Annotated in this window: 16 protein-coding genes; 5 read left to right on the plus strand and 11 right to left on the minus strand. The window is 49.8% G+C overall.

What is annotated here, in order from left to right; translation table 11 throughout:
* Positions 1-189: 189 nt before the first annotated feature.
* Positions 190-852: an FMN-dependent NADH-azoreductase gene (locus MED92_RS15630; RefSeq protein ID WP_007022546.1), complete on the minus strand. Its 663-nt coding sequence runs from the start codon at positions 850-852 to the stop codon at positions 190-192.
* Positions 853-973: 121 nt separating this feature from the next.
* On the opposite strand from MED92_RS15630, the gene MED92_RS15635 reads away from it, so the two are divergent.
* A complete protein-coding gene (locus MED92_RS15635) occupies positions 974-1,849 on the plus strand; it encodes a LysR family transcriptional regulator (protein ID WP_007022547.1) in 876 nt (291 codons plus the stop codon).
* 133 nt (positions 1,850-1,982) lie between these two features.
* On the opposite strand, the gene MED92_RS15640 is transcribed toward MED92_RS15635, so the two are convergent.
* Positions 1,983-2,267, minus strand: coding sequence for a DUF1330 domain-containing protein (locus tag MED92_RS15640; protein ID WP_007022548.1), 285 nt, complete (start codon positions 2,265-2,267; stop codon positions 1,983-1,985).
* Positions 2,268-2,398: 131 nt separating this feature from the next.
* Here MED92_RS15640 and MED92_RS15645 point away from each other — a divergent pair, with 131 nt between their 5' ends.
* Complete coding sequence (locus tag MED92_RS15645; RefSeq protein ID WP_040663131.1) at positions 2,399-3,301, plus strand: LysR family transcriptional regulator; 903 nt, start codon at positions 2,399-2,401, stop codon at positions 3,299-3,301.
* A 44-nt stretch (positions 3,302-3,345) separates the two neighbouring features.
* Here the strand turns inward: MED92_RS15645 and MED92_RS15650 are convergent, their stop codons facing one another.
* The 8 genes from MED92_RS15650 to MED92_RS15695 all read right to left on the minus strand — a co-directional run bounded on the left by MED92_RS15650 (position 3,346) and on the right by MED92_RS15695 (position 13,261).
* Positions 3,346-3,891: a hypothetical protein gene (locus tag MED92_RS15650; protein WP_007022550.1), complete on the minus strand. Its 546-nt coding sequence runs from the start codon at positions 3,889-3,891 to the stop codon at positions 3,346-3,348.
* A 499-nt stretch (positions 3,892-4,390) separates the two neighbouring features.
* Positions 4,391-6,325: a methyl-accepting chemotaxis protein gene (locus MED92_RS15660; RefSeq protein WP_238321525.1), complete on the minus strand. Its 1,935-nt coding sequence runs from the start codon at positions 6,323-6,325 to the stop codon at positions 4,391-4,393.
* Between the two features lie 222 nt (positions 6,326-6,547).
* Positions 6,548-7,273, minus strand: a complete 726-nt coding sequence (locus tag MED92_RS15665; protein ID WP_007022553.1) for a glutamine amidotransferase-related protein — start codon at positions 7,271-7,273, stop codon at positions 6,548-6,550.
* 105 nt (positions 7,274-7,378) lie between these two features.
* Positions 7,379-8,194, minus strand: a complete 816-nt coding sequence (locus MED92_RS15670; protein ID WP_007022554.1) for an ABC transporter permease subunit — start codon at positions 8,192-8,194, stop codon at positions 7,379-7,381.
* Positions 8,194-9,150, minus strand: coding sequence for an ABC transporter permease subunit (locus MED92_RS15675; RefSeq protein WP_007022555.1), 957 nt, complete (start codon positions 9,148-9,150; stop codon positions 8,194-8,196). The genes MED92_RS15670 and MED92_RS15675 overlap by 1 nt, the downstream gene beginning before the upstream one ends.
* Complete coding sequence (locus MED92_RS15680) at positions 9,147-10,316, minus strand: ABC transporter ATP-binding protein (RefSeq protein WP_007022556.1); 1,170 nt, start codon at positions 10,314-10,316, stop codon at positions 9,147-9,149. The genes MED92_RS15675 and MED92_RS15680 overlap by 4 nt, the downstream gene beginning before the upstream one ends.
* 191 nt (positions 10,317-10,507) lie before the next feature.
* On the minus strand, positions 10,508-11,602 hold the full coding sequence (locus MED92_RS15685; protein WP_007022557.1) for a polyamine ABC transporter substrate-binding protein: 1,095 nt from the start codon (positions 11,600-11,602) through the stop codon (positions 10,508-10,510).
* A gap of 321 nt (positions 11,603-11,923) precedes the next feature.
* Positions 11,924-13,261 (minus strand): glutamine synthetase family protein, encoded by a 1,338-nt coding sequence (locus MED92_RS15695; RefSeq protein WP_007022558.1) that lies wholly within the window; start codon positions 13,259-13,261, stop codon positions 11,924-11,926.
* A gap of 266 nt (positions 13,262-13,527) precedes the next feature.
* On the opposite strand from MED92_RS15695, the gene MED92_RS15700 reads away from it, so the two are divergent.
* From MED92_RS15700 to MED92_RS15710, 3 genes are all read left to right on the plus strand, one after another.
* On the plus strand, positions 13,528-14,244 hold the full coding sequence (locus MED92_RS15700; protein ID WP_007022559.1) for a GntR family transcriptional regulator: 717 nt from the start codon (positions 13,528-13,530) through the stop codon (positions 14,242-14,244).
* 254 nt (positions 14,245-14,498) lie between these two features.
* The gene (locus MED92_RS15705) at positions 14,499-15,881 is read left to right on the plus strand and encodes an aspartate aminotransferase family protein (protein WP_007022560.1); all 1,383 of its coding nucleotides are present in this window, start codon (positions 14,499-14,501) and stop codon (positions 15,879-15,881) included.
* Positions 15,882-16,016: 135 nt separating this feature from the next.
* Positions 16,017-16,859 (plus strand): LuxR C-terminal-related transcriptional regulator, encoded by an 843-nt coding sequence (locus MED92_RS15710; RefSeq protein WP_007022561.1) that lies wholly within the window; start codon positions 16,017-16,019, stop codon positions 16,857-16,859.
* Positions 16,860-16,899: 40 nt separating this feature from the next.
* On the opposite strand, the gene MED92_RS15715 is transcribed toward MED92_RS15710, so the two are convergent.
* On the minus strand, positions 16,900-17,244 hold the full coding sequence (locus MED92_RS15715; RefSeq protein ID WP_040663139.1) for an antibiotic biosynthesis monooxygenase family protein: 345 nt from the start codon (positions 17,242-17,244) through the stop codon (positions 16,900-16,902).
* Positions 17,245-17,375 lie beyond the last annotated feature (131 nt).

Genomic DNA, 17,375 nt, shown 5'->3' on the forward strand with positions numbered 1-17,375 from the left:
CCTCAGTTGTTCAGATTGATCGATAGTGGTTCAAGCTAACTAGCCAGTGAAGCTGGCCTTTAATTTATACCTTAACCTATCCATTAACTTATCCCTTCAATCAGCCGATTGCTATACCCCCCGATGCCCTCTGTAGTTAGTTTTCCTCTTTCCGCTCTCTTCTCTGTTCTATAGGGCTTGGGCTTAGGCTTAAGCCAGCGCCAGATCGCGGGCTAAGGTTTTGGCATTAGCGATCGCCCGGGCTTTGGATTGCTCATGGCGCTGATCGTCAAACTCCTGATATTCAGAGGCGATCTCGTAAAACTGTTCTGCGCCAAGGTAGGGAGCTAACTGCTCTATATGGCTGGATAGATGGTTGAATGCATATTTGCTCTGTCCTTTTAAGAAATCAAACTCGCCCCAGGAGGCCAGCAACACCAGCTGTTTTCCTTTGAGGATCGGGCGTAGCGGGTTATCGCCACGGGCCAGATCAAAACTGAAGGTTTTATCGATACGGATAATCTGATCGAACCAGGCTTTCAACACTGCTGGCATCCCGTAGTTATACATAGGGCTTGAGATCAAAATAATATCGGCGTCCACCACTTCTGCTATTAACCGATCCGATTCCGCCAGCACGGATTGCTCCTCGGGGCTTAGCTCCCCTTTAGCAAATGACGCAGCAACAAAACGCTGATCGATATAGGCAGGCGGGGTTACGGACAGATCCCGTTGGATAACTTCTGTTTGCTTATAGGACTCCCTGAACTGTTCTATGAAGGTCATAGCGAGCATCCGCGAGATCGACTGGTGTTCGGTTTCTTCTAGGTGATAAGGGCGCACGCTAGCGCCAATATGTAAAAGATTTTTCATTTCACTCTCCACAATATGGGTTAGGTTTATTGTGTGAGTAAGCGCTCTCTTCAGACAATTGAGTTTTAACTCAGCATAAATAAGTTTAAATTATGCATAACCCAATAGTTTGGTTATCCAGATGTTAGAACAAATCTCATCACTGAATTACTTGCGTACCTTTGCGATCTCGGCGCATTACCTAAGCTTTAAGGCCGCGGCCAAAGTGCTGAATATTAGCCCTACTGCGGTGTCCCATCAGATTAAAGCCCTAGAAACCCAGCTACGCCTGAACCTGTTTGAACGGCATACCCGTGCGATCAGTTTGACCCCGGCGGGCAGCAAGCTTGCCCTGGCCTGCCAAACCCACCTGACCCAGCTGGATCATCTGGTGGCCGAGTTGCAGCAACCTAAATCAGATATCAGTATCTCCTGCTGTAACTCGTTTGCAGCCCTATGGTTAACCCCGCGAAGCACGACTATCAATAATCAGTTTCCAGAAAACCCGCTGAAGATCTGCGCCAGCGATAGCCTGGTTGATCTGTCCCGAGAGCAGCATATCGATATGGCACTTCGCTACGGGGAAGACGAACAGATAGCCGATGAAATTCTGCTGGGCCATGAAAAGGTCAGCCTCTACAAGCGCCCGAACTTCAACCCTGAAAGACATGAAAAACCGGTATTGTTTGTGACTGAATGGCCCGAGAATGACCTGCTGAATAATATCGACTTGCGATCTCACTTTGATGCTTCTCAGTACCAGGTGAAAACCTTCCCTCAGGAGTTCTTTGTCTTGCAGGCGATTATGACCGGGCAAGGCTATGGCCTACTGAGTGATGTACTAGCGACCAGTGCCATTGAGCAGGGTTGGATTGTTCCAGATAACACCATCACGCCCTTCCGTGGTTATAGCTACTGGCTGCGCATGAACCCGGCGCGCAAGGATCTGGGCGCTATTCAGCGTTTTAGCCATTGGCTGACTCAGGCGTTCGAGGCATTCCGAGAAGGGTACATCTGAAGCATCGACAAGGTCGAAAGAAAATTACGTAGCGAGGTACGCCCCCGTGCAGAAATGACTAACAATCGGCACGGGACGTGCCTCGCTACAGTGTTTGTTTACGATGGTATCGCGTCTGGTATCTATTAAACCCTTACAAGCCTGCGACTAACTGGAAGCGGCTATCCAGGGCCTGATTCCTTAGCTCAATCAGGGCCTGATAATCTTCACTGTGATACCAATCTTTCGCCTGTTGTTCGGTGGCGAACTCAATCACTGCTTTAGCTACATACGCCTGATCGCCATGCAGCGCTTGTGCAGGCCCTTTTGCAATAAACCTGCCGCCAAACTTTGCCACAGTCGGCGCTGCCAGCTGGCTGTACTGCGCCAGTTTTTCGCTATCTAGAACATTAGATTCAACAACAATATAGCTACTCATTTACCTGTCCTTTTTTGCCTTTGTGCTTTGTTTTTCAATGAACTCTTTTATCAAAAAGAGCGTGTTGACAAAGGATAGGCAGCACAACAAACTTGAACAATAGACATACAATTAACTCATTGTTTAAAAATATGAACACAGTAAAACTCGCCCCTCTGCTGCTTATTTTTGCTGAAGTCGCCAGGCAAGGCTCCTTTACCGGTGCCTCAAAAAAGCTTGGACTGAGCAAGTCCGCGATCAGCCAACAGATAAAGCGTCTGGAAGCCGAACTGGACCTGCAACTGCTGGCACGAAACACGCGCGGTGTCGTGCTAACCCAGGTGGGTGAGACACTGCTTGCGCGAAGTGAGTTGTTAAGCGAACAGCTGGCAAACGCTGTTAATGATATTCAGAAGGTTAAAGATCAGCCCAGCGGAACCTTCAGAATCTCACTGCCACCGTTTTTCGAGCGGAATATTATCGTGCCCGCCCTGCACCAGCTGTGCCTGGAATACCCGTTGATCAAACCAGAACTGGTTGTCACAGGCAGATGGCAGGACCTGATTGAGCATCAACTGGATGCGGCTATTTTTGGCGGCACGCTCAAAGACAGTAATTACAAGGCCCAATCGATCGGTAAAGTGCGTGACCTGTTTTGCGCAACCGCCAACTACCTGCAACGTAATAGCACACCGGAATCACTGGACGATCTTACCGAGCACAAGTACCTGGCCAGCCACTGGCAAAACCATAAACTGACATTAATCGATCAGCGCAATAGTACGGATCTGCTGTTTTCGCTGGAGCATTACGCCCTGACCAACAACCTCACCACACTGGTCGAGATGACGCTTTCAGATATGGGTATCGCCTTGTTACCTGAATTCGTCTGCCAGCAGGAGATCAACCGCGGTGATCTGGTACATCTGCTACCCGACTATCATGGTCGCCCCTGGCATTTCTATTTCCTGCACCGTTACCAAAGCAACAAACCCGCTTATGTGGAACGGTTCTACCAGTTGGTGAAGCATTACTTTAGTGTTGTGAACGGCTAGTTACGGTAAATTGCAGACAGATCCAGCGAAGTTCAATAAAGCGCTTAGAAACCTCCGCTATTTAATATTTCGCTGAATTCCTGAAACTCCGTTTGGCCTCCTTCTCTGAGAGCCCATTGCTCAATTTCATTCAAATCACACTGGCCAGATTGATCTCTGGCTACCCAAACCGCCTGTTTTAAAGCCTCTCGGTCCCCCCAATGCATAAACGCCGCAAGCCTATCTTTTATGCAGTCTGTCACTGATATTAACGAAAAGGTACCGAGTGGTGTTTCAATGAAAACCCAGTTGTTAACCGGTTCGTTGCCTACAGCTAAGGGACCTGGTGGAAACTCAACCAGATAACGACAATCCGGATGTTCGTAACAACGCCCTTTTTGCTTAAAGCCGATCTTCTCCATTGCAACTTTCAGCTTTGTCGGGGCAGTGTAAGAGCGATCGACAAAATCCAGATCATCTGACTGGTATAGATTGTCAGAATAAATTGAAACACATGTACCACCTACTAAGGTGACATCAATTCCTTCTGATTGAAGATGAGAGCCTATAAAACCTGCAAGGTCTTCAGGCTCAAGGGTTGCCAGTTCCATTGCTATCCCCCTGATGAATTAAAAATTTTGATTCTTTAAAGGCTTATCCGTTTTTCTCGGCCGCCTTCTGTTCTCTAACAAAGCCACTCTCAAGTTTTCTGGGTAGAACTCAAGCACCCTGTTAATAAGCGCTTCCAACTCAGCCTTATACACACAACGTGGATCAAGACTATAAACCCGAGTTCTTCCTACCAGCCGACAAATTAAGATGCCTGAATCTTCCAATTGTTTCATCTGATTCTTAATCGGGGTGACCGGCACATCGAAGAATGAAGCTATCTCCCTCGGATAACCTTCCCCCCTCGCTAAAATGTAGATGAGTACCCGCTCCTTACTGATACTCCCTAGTAGCCCTTCTATCATGCCAAACCCGCTGAAACTTTCTATTATTGCAGCAATCATAGACCAAGTTTTAGCTTATATAAACTAAATATTAGCTCATATAAACCAAATATTGGTTCATACTAACTAAGAAATAGCTCACAAAATCTGTGACTGGTTAAACCCTAAACCGCCTGACTAGCCCATTCAGACTATCCGACAGATCCAGCAAAAACTCGCTCTGCCCGGCGGAGCGTTCTGCCCCATCGGTGGTCGTTGCCATAATCAGGTTGATCTCGCCCAGGCTCTGACTGATATCCCCAACGGTGGCGCTCTGCTCATCGGTGGCATTGGCCACATGGGAGTTCATCTCGCGCATCCGTTCAACGGCAGCGACCACCTGATTGATCTCATGGGTGCAGCGATCCAGCTCCTGTGAACAACTCATCGCCTCTTCCGAGCAATCAGACATGGTATTCACTGCATTTTCTGCGCCCTGCTGCAGGTTGCTGACCATCTCTTCGATGGCACTGATCGAGCCCTGCGTGCGGTTTGCCAGTGAGCGCACCTCGTCTGCCACTACCGAGAAACCCCGCCCGGTTTCCCCTGCACGGGCGGCTTCAATCGCTGCATTAAGTGCCAGCAAGTTGGTTTGTTCGGCGATCTCGCGAATGACATTGATCACATCGCTGATGGAATCGCTGTGGGCTTTCAGGTCTTTCACCCCCTGCATAGAGCGGGTCACCTGCTTGGCTAGCTGGCTGATCGACTGGCTGTTCTTCAACAGTTGCCCATTGCTGGTTTGCAGGGTTTGCTGGGCGCTCATCGCATCGTTAAGGGTTTGCTCGGCATGCTGAGCCACTTCGCTGGCGCTGGCTTCCATCTGGGTGGCGGTTGCCGCCAGGCGGGCGCTTTGCAGGCTTTGTTGTTCAACCCCGTTTAGAGTCTCACGACTGATATCACTGCTGGTTTTAGCGGTGTTATGCACCTCGTTTACCGTGGTAACGATCTGCTCCACCAGATGGCGCAGATCTTTCGACAAAGCATTGGTGCTTTCCGCCAGCGAGGCCAGCTCATCGCTGCCTTTTACTTCCAGCTGGGTAGTTAGTTCACCGGAGGCGATCCGCCCCATCCCCTCAACCACCTGGCGCAATGACCGTTGCAGGTGCGAGACCAGCCTAAAGCTGAACAGGACCGAAATTACCGCCGCGGCCAGGGTGCCCAGAACAATCAGCACCTTGCCATTGGAGATGGTCTCATCCGCTTGCAGCTCTACCACTTTGCCCTGCTGCTGGGCACTGTGAATAAACTGGGCGATCAGGGTTTCATTCTCGCTAACTCGCTGCTCGATCCCTTTTAACAGCTGGGCAGAGTTGCGCTGCGCTTCCTGTGCCTGCAGGTAGGAGCTGAGGGTCAGATCTTCTTCGGTCAGCTGCGCTTTATAGGGTACCCAGATCTCGGCAACCGAATCGTAAGCGTCCTCTTCGAAGGCTTTGAGTCTAGCCTGGGCCTGGTCGATGCGGCCCACGTATATGTTGATATCTGCCAGAATTTTATCCATCTTGGCCGGGTCGGTTTCCTGCATCAGCGCTGCGACTTTGCCGACCAGATAAGCGATATCATCCTGCATAGGTTTAACCAGCTTCAGGAACTCATAACGGAACTCTTCATGGAGCAGATCCGCCAGGGTAAAACCCAGCTCTTCAGCCAGGTATTTATACTCCTCCGCCTGGGTCGCTATATGCTGCTGCTCGCTCAGGTAACGGGCTTTCTGTGCGACGATCTGCTCAGCCAGTTGAAAGACTTGCGCGGTAACCGATTCCATCTTTTGCACCGCATCGGTCTGGCCTTCGATGCCGATCAGGGCGTTGAAGTTCGCCTGAAAGTCACTTTGGCTCTGCTTGAGTTGCTGAGTCACCTTCTGGGTATGTGCATCATCACTGGCTTCGGTGGTGAGGTATTCCAGCAGGATATATTTGGTATCGGCCAGGTTAGCTCGCAGGCTGGCACTGATATTCACCCGGGGCGCCGCTTCATGAATCACCTGATTCACCTGCTGGCTGACCGAGTTAAAACTGAAATAAGCGACAGATGAAGTGGCAAGGAACAGCACCAGCGTGACACCGATGGTGAGCACGATACGCTGACAAACTGAGAGTTTCATATCTTTCTCCTGCATTTAGCCACTCTTGCGGTTTTCACCGAAATGCAGGCACAAAGCGGCCCCGACCTGTGCTATCAGCACAAGCTGAACAATCAGAGTGGAACGGTTTTGCGAGAAAGCAGCGGGACTGGTTTCCGTCCCGCTGCGAAGTGTACTTAATGTAAGTACTTATTAACTAGCGGCACGCGCTTTCAGGAAGTCGGCCATCCAGCTTGCTACGACCAGCGAGTCAGTTGCTGCACCGTCTTCACGCAGTGTGGATAAACCCTGCTCTGCGGTCTGCTCTGGAATCACCGAGCCTTTGCGCAGATCTACCAGCGCATCTTCATAGGCGACATTAAATTCCGGGTGCGCCTGGAAAGTGATGATACGGTCATCATAGATAAGGCCCGCGTACTGACAGAAGTCAGACGTGGCAAATACCTGTGCATTGTCCGGCTTATTGAGTACCTGATCCTGGTGCATCGCACTGATCGTGAAGGACGTTGGTGCGTTATTGATAAACGCGGTTTCACCACGCAGCTCATAGCTATGCAGACCAACACCCCAGCCACCCGGATATTTATCCACATGACCACCAAAAGCTTCGGCGATAATCTGATGACCGAAGCAGATACCGATCATCGGTTTGTTCGCCGCATGGATCTCAAGGATCAGTGATTTTAGCTGCTGCATCCACGGCAGGTTCTGATAAACATTGAACTTGGAACCGGTGATGATCCACCCGTCGCACTGCTCTGCACCGCCGGGGAAATGCCCGTCACGGACATCAAAGGTCTCATACTCAAAACGCTGCTGCGCCTGATCAAATAACTGTACAAACATCTCCGCATAGGAGCCGTATTCGCTCAACAGTTCATCCGGGGTAATACCCGTTGCGAGGATACCAATTTTCATGACGTAACCCTTAAGAATCAGTGGTGATAGTAGCCACGGGTGCAGACGGGGCTACTATCGGTATTAATACAAACAATAAACTTAACGACTGGCTAAACTTTCCAACTAGTCCAGCTTCGCCAGCAGACGAGCCTGTCGGCGCATCTGGAACATGGCAGCAATCACCCCGATCGCAACAATCGCAATCATAATGGTTGCCAGTGCGTTCACTTCCGGTGTTACCCCCAAACGCACTTTGGAGAAGATCACCATCGGCAGGGTGCTGTTACCCGGGCCGGATACGAAGCTGGCAATAACCAGATCATCCAGAGACAGCGTGAACGACAGCAGCCAGCCCGAGATTATTGCCGGTGCGATCAACGGCAGCGTGACCAGGAAGAACAGTGAACTTGGCTTAGCGCCCAGGTCCATCGCCGCTTCCTCCAGGGTTTCATCCATTGAGGACAAACGTGCCTGAACAATCACCGCTACGTAGGCCATACAGAAGGTCACGTGGGCGATAATAATGGTTCCTGTACCACGACCTGACGGCCAGCCAAACATCCCTTCCAGCGCCACAAACAGCAGCAACAGGGAGAGACCGGTAATCACCTCTGGCATCACTAGTGGTGCGGTAATCCAGCCGGAGAAGATCATCTTGCCGCGGAACGGTCCAAAGCGACTTAGCACGTAACCGGCCATGGTACCGAGCACCACCGCAACGGTGGCACTGATAAAGGCGATCTTCAAACTGAGGAGTGCCGCATCAATGATCTGATCATTCTGGAACAGCTCGCTGTACCACTTCAGGGACCAGCCACCCCAAACCGTTACCAGTTTGGATTTGTTAAAGCTGTAGATAATCAGCGCAATAATCGGCGCGTAAAGGAACAGGAAACCAAAACCTGCACTAAATCTTAGAAACAGAGACTTACGTTGCATCAGATCGCCTCCCCTTTACCCTGGCCATTACGGATCAGCATGATCGGCAGTACCAGTACTATAAGCATGACAATGGCAACCGCTGAGGCCATCGGCCAGTCTCGGTTGAGGAAGAACTCATCCCAGAGCACCCGACCTATCATCAGCGTATCGGAGCCACCCAACAGTGCAGGTATAACAAACTCACCCACCGCCGGAATAAACACCAACAGACAGCCGGCGACGATACCTGGAATGGCCAGTGGCAAAGTGATCAGGAAGAAGCTTTGAGCCGGACGACAACCCAGATCTTCAGCGGCTTCCAGCAACGTCATATCCATCTTTTCCAGTGCGCTGTATAGCGGCAGCACCATGAATGGCAAGTAGGTATAGACGATACCCAGATACACGGCGAAATCGGTCTGTAGCATGACCAAGGGTTGGTCAATGATGCCCAGCGACAGCAGGAACTCGTTAACAATACCGTTCTTTTTCAGGAAGCCCATCCATGCATACACACGCAGCAGAAATGAGGTCCAGAATGGCAGAATAACCAACGCCAATAGCAGTGCCCGACGCGAACCATCGCTGCGTGCGATCAGGTAAGCGATCGGGAATGCGATCAGCAGAGTAAAGAACGTGGAGATTGCAGCGATCTTAATCGAGCTGAGGTAAGCCTCCAGATAGAAGGCATCTTCCAACAGGTAGAGATAGTTACCGAGGCTTATCTTGAGATTGATATAGGCCTCTTCCAGATCCCACTCCAGCAGTGGTGTATAGGGAGGCACTGCGATCGCCGTTTCTGACAGGGAGATTTTGAACACCACCAGAAACGGGATAAAGAAAAAGATCCCCAGCCAGAAAGCGGGAATAGCGACTACAGCGAATCTCCCCCAGTTCACCCGGCGAAAAATGTTGTAGCGCTGCATGCGGGATGATGAACCATCAACCCATACAGAACCGGTCGAAATACTCATGACGTCAGTACCACACTGCTATCTTCATCCCAGGACAAGAACACTTTATCTTCCCAGGTGAAGCGTTCGCCCATATGACGGGTAAAGTTTGGCTGAGTGACACGCACTTCCTTGCCACTTGGCAGGCGCACTTTAAATACAGACAGGCTTCCCATATAGGCGATCTCTTCGATCACACCCTGAATGCAGTTTTCTGTCTGGTCAGGTCGGTTATGGGAGATTTTGATCTTCTCTGGACGCAGCGCCACATGAACAATCTGTTCCGGCGCGCAACTGATGCCGTGGTTTACAAACAACGTACCGCCGGCTTCTGCTGAATCGATACGAACATGCGCGGGCTGGTCTTCAACCACCTTACCTTCGAACAGGTTCACCGAGCCGATAAACTCAGCAACAAAGCGGCTGTTCGGGTATTCGTATACATCGTGTGGCTCATCGGTCTGGACGATCACACCGTGATTCATGACCCCGATACGGGTCGACAGGGTCATCGCCTCTTCCTGGTCATGGGTTACTACCACGAAGGTGACACCCAGCTCTTCCTGAATATTGATCAGCTCGAACTGGGTCTCTTCACGAAGCTTTTTATCCAGTGCGCCCAATGGCTCGTCCAGTAATAGCAGTTTTGGTCGTTTTACCAAAGAACGAGCCAGTGCTACACGCTGGCGCTGACCACCGGAAAGCTGGTGCGGCTTGCGCTTACCCAGGTGGCCAAGCTGAACCATATCGAGCATCTCAGCCACACGTTTCTTCACCTCATGCTTCGACGCGCCTTCACGCTTCAGGCCGAAGGCTACGTTATCTGCCACACTCAAGTGTGGGAACAAGGCATAAGACTGGAACATCATATTGACCGGGCGCTTCCATGGCTGAACCCCCGCCATATCAACACCATCGATCAGAATCCGGCCGCTTGTGGGAGATTCAAACCCTGCCAGCATACGCAGCAGCGTACTTTTACCGGAACCCGAACCACCCAACAGGCAGAACAGCTCATTCTTGTAGATATCCAGTGAGATATTATCCACCGCTGTGAACTCACCGAATTTCTTCGTGATGTTTTCAATTTTTAGGAAAGGCTCTGCATCCTGTTGTTTCCACAAAGGTACATTGCTGTTTGCCGTTGCAGTAGCGTTCTGCGTATCGATCGGCTGTGAGGAAGTCATAACAAACCCCGATTACTTATTCTTATTTGGTCACTCTGGAATCCCGGAAGCTAAGCGTTAAAGCGAAACAACAGGAACAGCACAGAACTCCCGGTTGGAAGTTACTAAGTCAAAACTCTGCATAAAATTCTGAGTTAGTAACTCCGTTTGGAGTGATGAGGGGAAGCATGCTTCCCCTCATAAGTGTAGGACTAACGGCCGGTTTTGATAGAGGTCCATGCGCGCGTCAGCTGACGGTCAAATTTTGCAGTGTGCGCATTCTGGGTAAACAGGTTGGCTTTTACTTCATCCGATGGGTAGATACCCGGATTTGTGATGACATCCTGGTTCAACAGAGGCTCAGATGCTTTGTTTGCAACGGCATAGTAGACGTAGTTCGCAACACCAGCGCCACTTTCGGCTTTTAGCATGTGGTCGATAAACTTATGTGCAGCTTCCGGGTGTGGCGCATCCGATGGGATCGCCATCAGGTCAAACCATACCAGTGTGCCTTCAGTTGGGATGCTGTAGCCAATCTTGTGGCCCTGACCAGTCTCTTCAGCACGGCTCTGAGACTGCAGAACGTCTCCGTTGTAACCCAGAGTTAAACAGATCTCACCGCTGGCCAGATCAGCAATATACTTGCTGGAATGGAAGTATTTGTAGTGTGGACGAACCGAGCTTAGCAGTGCTTTGGCTTTCTTAAGATCGGATTTCTTCTCAGAATTAGGGTCCATACCCAGGTAGTTCAGGGCTACTGAAACCACTTCCGCCGGAGAATCCAGAATACCGATACCGCAATCAGCGAGCTTCTCAGCCACTTCTGGCTTAAAGATCATATCCAGAGAATCCAGTTTTGCATCTGGACCCAGGCGTTCTTTAACCATCGCTTCGTTGTAACCTAAACCAATCGTACCCCATGCCCATGGAACATTGTGCTTGTTGTCTGGATCATGACGGGAAATCTTGTCGGTCAGTACGGTATCCAGATTAGCGTAGTTAGTTAGTTTAGAACGGTCGATCTCTTTGTAGATACCTGCCTGAATCTGACGCTCCAGGAAAGCACCGGTTGGTACTACAACATCGTAACCGCTGCCACCGGACATCAGTTTCGCTTCCAGTACTTCGTTGGAATCGTAAACGTCGTAGTTAACTTTGATACCGGTCTCTGCTTCAAACGCTTCAATGATCGCCGGATCAACGTAGTCAGACCAGTTGTAAACGTTAAGAACTTTATCTTCTGCGATTGCAGAGGTTGAAATGACAGCAGTCAGCGCAGCAGCTAAACCTAGTTTCTTGTGGTGCATGAACATTCTCCATTTAGGCGCGGCATATACTCTCTCGGTACATACCATCAGCATTCTTCTATTCGGTTATTCCCCGGCCTGTTCTCCGGGAAACCAACAGAAATCTTTTTGTTTTTATTCTGGTCAGTCCGGGTTGTTGGTGATTCCTGAACTGACGCTTTGGCCTATTTGGGAAGCCTCTGCGGGCTTTTCCCTTAACACACCTTTTGGGTATGTTAATTTGAATGTACGTTACCCTCTGGGTTATCTATATACCCCCCAGTGGGTATTTTGAAAAGCCCCTTACAATCAATTAGTTAAAGACTATAAGGGGCCGTTTTATTATAAAAATCCGAGGTAGGATTCGTATTCTATATCGGAGATCTGCGCGTGTAATTTACGCAGCTCCTGACGTTTCGCTGCGGTAAAGACCCGTACAAACTCTTCACCCAGATATTCGCGCATCACATCACTGCGATTAAAGATATCTGTCGCATCATCCCACTTATTTGGCAGGATCAGATCCTGGTTTGCTTCGGTATAAGCATCACCAGCGATCGGCGCAGGCGGCATCAGTTTGTTCTCGATACCATATAAAGCACCCGCCAGAATCGTTGCCAACACCAGATAAGGGTTCGCATCGGCCCCCGCTACACGATGTTCGATACGACGGGCAACCGGCGGGCTGTCTGGAATTCGAATAGCTACAGTGCGGTTTTCATAGCCCCAGCTTGCACAAGTCGGCGCGTGCGCACCCACCATAAAGCGGCGGTAAGAGTTCATATGCGGCGCGAACGCCAGCATGCTGTCCGCCATAGTATTCATCAGGCCTGCAACCGCATGCTTCAGTACATCGGTACCTTCGTCTCCACCATTATCGAAGACATTGATACCTGCTTCATTCAGCAAGCTGAAGTGCACGTGGAAACCGTTACCGCTCTTGTTGGCATAAGGCTTCGCCATAAAGGTTGCGGAGTATCCGTGCTTGCGTGCAATACCGCGTACGAGACGCTTGAACATGATCGCCTGATCACCAGCCAGCATCGGGTTAGGTACATGGTTAAGGTTGATCTCAAACTGGCCAGGGCCAAGCTCAGAGATAATGGTGTCAGCAGGCACACCCTGCTGTTCGCACACTTCACGTACTTCAGCAAAGAATGAAGACAGACCGTCCATCTCATCGATCGAGTAGCAGTCAGTTTCCGCCAGACGGCGACCGTGACCTTCTACTAGAATAGGTGGCTGTGGGCGCTGAGTTTCTTCGGACTTACCGTCCATCAGGTAGAACTCAAGCTCGGTTGCAACAACCGGCGTCAGGCCCAGTTTCTTAAAACGATCAACAACCGCGTTCAGCGCCTGACGAGGATCAGCACTAAAAGGCGTACCATCGGGGTTGAACATAGTTGCCAGAATCTGGTTACGTGGGGAGTCAGCCCAAGGTACAGGTACCGCTTCGTCATGTACTGGCATGCAGATGCCATCACTGTCGCCAGTCTCAAATACCAGACCGTTGTCCAGTACATCATCACCCCAGAAATCAAAGCCGATAACAGAGCGAGGTAGTTTTACCCCCTCTTCCATCACTTTGCTTAAAGCATTCGCAGGCATACGTTTGCCGCGAAGATTACCGTTAAGGTCGGTAATAAACAGATCAAATTCTTTATCGTTATTAGAAGACATATAAGATTCTCTCTCGAAATCTTTTTCGCACTTATCGGTGCAGTGCTTACTGTGCCACCTTTTGCTGACGATCTTTCGCTTTACTTCCTATAAAGGCATTACCTATTAAGGATAGAGCAGACATCGCAAATGTGATCACAAACTTTTAAACAATGTGATCACATTTTTATTTTTTGGTCAAGGTTAACTTTTATTCAAAAAGACTTTAACCCAAAAACGTGATCGCATTAGAATAGGAGAAAAAGCGGCCAAGCCTTATAAAGAACATGGACAAGAAATCTCCGATAAAAATTACCTTAACCGAGCGCGATGAGTCTGTAACTATCACCCAATGGGTATATCAGACCCTTCGTTACGCGGTAATGAATGGTCAGATTCTGCCCGGCAGAGCCCTGACCATTCGTGAACTGGCCAGCATTCTAGATGTGAGCCCGATGCCGGTGCGTGAGGCGCTGCGCCAACTTGCGGCAGAGAATGCGCTGGAAATTCAGGGCAACCGTCGCGTAATGGTTCCGAAGATGACTGCGATGAAATTCAACGAGCTTTGCGAAGCCCGAATTGCCATTGAATCCCACGCCGCAGCCCGCGCCCTGCCTTATATAGACAGCAAGAGGCTGCAAGGACTACGTGATCTGGATCGCTTGATTGATGAGGCCCAGGAGGAAGGTAACCTGGAACAGGTCAGCATTCTGAATCAGAATTTTCACCGTTCTTTATATACAGCTAACCCCCACCAGGTGACGCTACCTTTGATTGAAAGCCTGTGGTTACAACTGGGCCCGTTTATGCGCCTGGCGACCAGCCGGCTGGAAGAACACTACCTGATCGATCGACATAATGAAGCGATGAGCGCGATCGAAAAACAGGATGCTTTTGCCCTGCAACTGGCGATCACTGCCGATATCCGAGAGGGTATCGCTTTCGCTGGAACCCCTGAACTTCTGCACACTTTTATAGAGCAATCTTCTGGCGTTACTGGTTAAATATCAACCAGTAACGCAGTTACTCCCACGCTTACCACCGCCCTTTTCCTAAAGTTTTTTCACACTCCTAGTTGCCTTCTCCAGTAATAAATTTGCAGTTTTTTTGTTGACTTTCCAATTTTGTGATCACAAAATGAATTTAAATGATCACATTCAAAGCCAGTTATGCGCCCTGAATTTGATCACAAAAAAGAATTACAAATTTGCCAAGAGTTCGGCTTTCTTAACAGATAAAGCCGTGTTGGGAGAAAGAGATGCTAGACGATAACAACAAAGCTTCTGCAACAACCGCTGATATCCAGGCACTGGATGCAGAACATCATCTACACCCATTTACCAACACCGGCGCCTTGAATAAAAAAGGCGCACGCGTGATCACCAAAGGCGAAGGTGTTTACCTTTGGGATAGTGAAGGTAACAAGATCATCGACGGCATGGCCGGTCTTTGGTGTGTGAATATGGGCTACGGCCGTAAAGAGCTGGTTGAAGCGGCAAACACGCAGATGAACCAGTTGGCTTATTACAATACTTTCTTCCAGACCACACATACCCCTGTTGCAGAACTGGCCCGTGAAATTGCCAGCGTGACACCGGGTGACCTGAACCATATCTTCTTTGCTAACTCCGGCTCAGAAGCGATCGATACGATCATTCGGCTGGTGCGTCAGTACTGGGCGATCAAAGGCAAGCCGTACCGTAACATTCTGATCAGCCGTGAAAATGCTTACCACGGTAGTACGGTAGGCGGCACAAGCCTGGGCGGTATGAGCGGCATGCACAAACAAGGTGCGCCTCTGGTTCCAAATATTGAGCGCATCCGTCAGCCTTATTGGTATGGCGAAGCCGGCGACATGAGTGAAGAAGAGTTCGGTATTGCCTGTGCTAAAGCGCTGGAAGAGAAGATTCTTGAAGTCGGCCCGGATAATGTTGCGGCCTTCGTTGGCGAACCGATTCAGGGTGCCGGTGGCGTTATCGTTCCTCCTGCTAACTACTGGGCTGAGATTCAGAAGATCTGCCAGAAGTACGACATTCTGCTCGCGGCGGATGAAGTCATCTGTGGCTTTGGCCGTACAGGTAGTTGGTTCGGCAGTGAAACATTGGGCATTACACCTGACATTATCTCCATGGCGAAAGGCCTGTCTTCTGGTTACCTGCCAATCGCAGCCGTTGCTGTAGGTGATCGTATCAGTAATGCATTGATCGAACATGATGACGACTTTAACCACGGTTACACCTACTCTGGACATCCCGTATCTGCGGCGGTTGCGATCGCTAATATCCGTCTGATGAAGGAAGAGAATATTGTCGATTACGTCGCTAATGACATTGGCCCTTACTTCCAGCAGAAGCTTCGTGACACTCTGGGTGAACACCCACTGGTTGGCCATATTGAAGGTGTTGGTCTGGTGGCAGGTATCGCGCTGGTTAAAGACAAAGCCACTAAAGAATTGTTCCCGGACGATCTGGATATCGGAATGATCTGTCGTGATCACTGCTTTAACAACGGACTGATCATGCGTGCTGTGGGTAGCCGTATGGTGTTGTCACCGCCTCTGGTGATTAGCCGTGATGAAGTAGATGAGCTGATAGAGAAAGCCCGCCTCTGCTTCGACCTAACCCTTAAATCTGTCTCTTAGTAGTACCATGTGGAGCCTCTCAGACATCCGATAAGCTCCTTTTCGCTGGCGGCAGTGCCGCCAGCATTTTTCCTTCGGTCTAAACTAGGGATAGTGTAATAAAGTAAGCAGCTTGAGCTGTGTAAGGTGAACCTGATGACTCAACGACATAACCACGATAATAGCGTTGCGGACACATATAAAGATCTGGCTAACCTGATTGATCACACGCGCTTGCGCAGCTTTCCCAAGGCACTGGAAGACTTCTTAGCCACACTCTGTCACTTCGACACGATGTTGATGGTGACCTTTAAGAAATCCCTTAAGCCGATTATCCTGCACCCGACTAATCCGGCGGAACAAAGCCCTACCCTGCGAAACTACCTGAAAAAGTCGTTTATTCTCGATCCGCTGTTCAACAAGATTCAAACTGGCAGCATTCCCCATGTAGGACGACTAATTGAGATCGCCCCGGACTCATTCGAAACCTCAGAGTATTATTTAAGCTGTTACCGGAATTTCGATCTGGTCGATGAGATCAATCTGGTGATAGAGCTGGATAAGAGCGTCACTTGCGCGATCTCGTTGGGCCGTAAAACCAACCTGGGGACGATCACCCGTGCAGAGCTGCACCGCCTTAACGATGCTTATCCGACGATCAATTCACTGGTAAGACAGTTCTGGCTATCCCAGTCTCAGGAATATGTGCAGTACGAGAAATCCGATAGCGCCATGAAACAGGCTCTGAATACCTTTGGCAGCGGCGTGCTCACTCGACGCGAGCAGGAGATCTCCGGACTGATTCTGCAAGGCCACTCTTCAAAAGCGATCGCCAATATGCTGAATATCAGCCTGGGGACTGTGAAGGTGCATCGTAAGAATATTCACACCCGACTGAACACCTCGACCCAGTCGGAAATCTTTACCCTGTTCCTCGCTCATCTGAATGAGCTTGAGGCTGCGGCTTCGGGTATACCTCAGCCGGCTATGAGCCATTAGAGTCCGGAATTGAATCTAAAGAAGAATCCACAGAGTCTAATTAGCCCAGGCTTTTCTTAGAATCTTCAGGCACCTGATCTCGCTCGACGTCAGTGTAATCGCGCACAACCTGCGCCACACGAATCCGATAACTGTCGAATAACTTATCCCTACCTTTCCCTTGTGCGCTTCGGTGGGCCATCAGGTTTCGCCATTCGGCAATCGCTGCCTCATCACGCCAGAACGACAGGCTGAGAATTTTGTCTTCATTGACCAGACTTTGAAATCTCTCAATTGATATAAAGCCGTCAATATCCTGAAGAAGCGGTTTCAGATCAGCCGCTATATCCAGATATTCAGCTTTCCCCTCTTTAGTCGGTGTCACCTCAAAAATAACTGCCAGCAAACCTATTCCCCCTCTCTTTAGAGTACCTATGATCCCTTGCTCTGATCTTAAACCACTCCACCTGAAAATACTCTGGCAATAAAAAAGCCCGGCATGATCAGCATTTATCTTAAATAAACACTGTAGCGAGG

The organism is Neptuniibacter caesariensis, from assembly GCF_000153345.1.
Taxonomy (GTDB): domain Bacteria; phylum Pseudomonadota; class Gammaproteobacteria; order Pseudomonadales; family Balneatricaceae; genus Neptuniibacter; species Neptuniibacter caesariensis.

What these genes read in the sequence shown, in the direction of transcription:
- MED92_RS15630 (WP_007022546.1), bottom strand. Translation starts at nt 852, where the DNA reads ATGAAAAATCTTTTACATATTGGCGCTAGCGTGCGCCCTTATCACCTA.
- MED92_RS15635 (WP_007022547.1), top strand. Translation starts at nt 974, where the DNA reads ATGTTAGAACAAATCTCATCACTGAATTACTTGCGTACCTTTGCGATC.
- MED92_RS15640 (WP_007022548.1), bottom strand. Translation starts at nt 2,267, where the DNA reads ATGAGTAGCTATATTGTTGTTGAATCTAATGTTCTAGATAGCGAAAAA.
- MED92_RS15645 (WP_040663131.1), top strand. Translation starts at nt 2,399, where the DNA reads ATGAACACAGTAAAACTCGCCCCTCTGCTGCTTATTTTTGCTGAAGTC.
- MED92_RS15650 (WP_007022550.1), bottom strand. Translation starts at nt 3,891, where the DNA reads ATGGAACTGGCAACCCTTGAGCCTGAAGACCTTGCAGGTTTTATAGGC.
- MED92_RS15665 (WP_007022553.1), bottom strand. Translation starts at nt 7,273, where the DNA reads ATGAAAATTGGTATCCTCGCAACGGGTATTACCCCGGATGAACTGTTG.
- MED92_RS15670 (WP_007022554.1), bottom strand. Translation starts at nt 8,194, where the DNA reads ATGCAACGTAAGTCTCTGTTTCTAAGATTTAGTGCAGGTTTTGGTTTC.
- MED92_RS15675 (WP_007022555.1), bottom strand. Translation starts at nt 9,150, where the DNA reads ATGAGTATTTCGACCGGTTCTGTATGGGTTGATGGTTCATCATCCCGC.
- MED92_RS15680 (WP_007022556.1), bottom strand. Translation starts at nt 10,316, where the DNA reads ATGACTTCCTCACAGCCGATCGATACGCAGAACGCTACTGCAACGGCA.
- MED92_RS15685 (WP_007022557.1), bottom strand. Translation starts at nt 11,602, where the DNA reads ATGCACCACAAGAAACTAGGTTTAGCTGCTGCGCTGACTGCTGTCATT.
- MED92_RS15695 (WP_007022558.1), bottom strand. Translation starts at nt 13,261, where the DNA reads ATGTCTTCTAATAACGATAAAGAATTTGATCTGTTTATTACCGACCTT.
- MED92_RS15700 (WP_007022559.1), top strand. Translation starts at nt 13,528, where the DNA reads ATGGACAAGAAATCTCCGATAAAAATTACCTTAACCGAGCGCGATGAG.
- MED92_RS15705 (WP_007022560.1), top strand. Translation starts at nt 14,499, where the DNA reads ATGCTAGACGATAACAACAAAGCTTCTGCAACAACCGCTGATATCCAG.
- MED92_RS15710 (WP_007022561.1), top strand. Translation starts at nt 16,017, where the DNA reads ATGACTCAACGACATAACCACGATAATAGCGTTGCGGACACATATAAA.